The sequence below is a fragment of the Bacillus cereus group sp. BfR-BA-01311 genome, assembly GCF_022664295.1.
GTDB classification, from domain to species: domain Bacteria; phylum Bacillota; class Bacilli; order Bacillales; family Bacillaceae_G; genus Bacillus_A; species Bacillus_A cereus.
Genome location: NZ_JAKUHC010000037.1, coordinates 1 through 1,455, shown reverse-complemented (window position 1 = coordinate 1,455; position 1,455 = coordinate 1). Strand labels below are relative to the sequence as shown.

Here is a 1,455-nt window from a genome sequence, read left to right as displayed (position 1 = left end):
ATGTGAACTGCACCCCAATTGTTAGACACAGTCTAACAATTGGAGGTGTAGTTTTTTTATGACTAAATTTACTTCAGAAGACAAAATAAATGCAGTAATACATTATCAAGATGGAAGTGAGAGTATAAAAGATATTGCGAAATCATTGGGAGCGAATCACGAAGTGGTTCGCATGTGGATAAAACAATTTGAATATCATGGAATCCAGGCCTTTGAAAAAGGCTATACAACGTATTCTGCACAGTATAAACTAGACGTACTAAATTATATGTTCGAAAATGGGACGTCTCCAAACGAAACGGCAGTTATTTTTAATATTTCTTCACCTGGACTTATTAGAAAATGGCGTATTCAGCTACATCAAAAAGGAGTAGACGCCCTTAAATCGAAGAAAAAGGGGCGTCAATCTATGACTAAGGACAATCAAAAATCAATTAAGAAACAAACACAAACAGAAGAGTCAGTAGAAGCATTACAAGCTGAATTGGAGCGTTTGCGTATGGAGAATGCTTATTTAAAAAAGTTGAATGCCTTAGTTCAAAACAAGGAAAAATCACCAAACAAGATAAGGCGCAAGTAATCTATGAACTAAGGAAAGCATTTCCGGTGCAGGCACTTTTAAAATTAGCAGAACTCCCACGAAGTACATATTATTACTGGATACAGAATTCTAATCGGCCAGATAAAGATAAAGAGCTAAAGATCTTAATTCAAAACATTTACGATGAACACCAAGGTCGTTATGGATATCGCCGTATTCGCGATGAGTTAATGAACCAAGGACATAAAATCAACCATAAAAAAGTTCAACGAATTATGAAAGAGTTAGGTTTAAAGAGTCTAGTTCGTATGAAAAAATATCGCTCGTATAAAGGACAAGTAGGTAAGATTGCGCCAAATATTTTAGAACGTAATTTTAAAGCTGAAAAGCCGAACGAAAAATGGGTTACAGACATAACAGAATTTAAATTATGCGGCGAGAAGCTCTACTTATCACCGATGTTAGATCTATTTAATGGAGAGATAATCGCTTATACAATTGATTCAAGACCAACCTATTCACTTGTATCGAAGATGTTGGAGAAGTCTTTTCAACAATTGACAGAAGAAGACGAACTCCTTATTCACTCTGATCAAGGCTGGCATTATCAAATGAAGAAGTATCGGCACGCCCTAAAGGAACGCAAGATTACGCAAAGTATGTCTCGTAAAGGGAACTGTTACGATAATGCGGTTATTGAAAGTTTCTTTGGTATTATGAAATCTGAATTTCTTTATCTAAAAGATTTTGAAAGCATAGAACACTTTAAACAAGAATTTGAAAAATATATCGATTATTATAATCACAAAAGAATTAAGGCAAAACTAAAAGGCATGAGTCCGGTACAATATCGAACTCATGCCCTAAAGGCTGCCTAATGAAACGACCTGTCTAACTTTATGGGGTCAGTTCAA

At 35.2% G+C, this 1,455-nt stretch carries 1 protein-coding gene; it reads left to right on the top strand.

Features of this window, described 5'->3' with window-relative positions; genetic code table 11:
- Window positions 1–58: 58 nt before the first annotated feature.
- Window positions 59–1,419 (top strand): IS3 family transposase gene (locus tag MR136_RS28245; protein WP_088338564.1). Its coding sequence is split into 2 segments (ribosomal slippage): window positions 59–515 and window positions 515–1,419, totalling 1,362 coding nucleotides; the frame shifts between segments, so codons are not numbered across the junction.
- The last annotated feature ends 36 nt before the right edge of the window (window positions 1,420–1,455 follow it).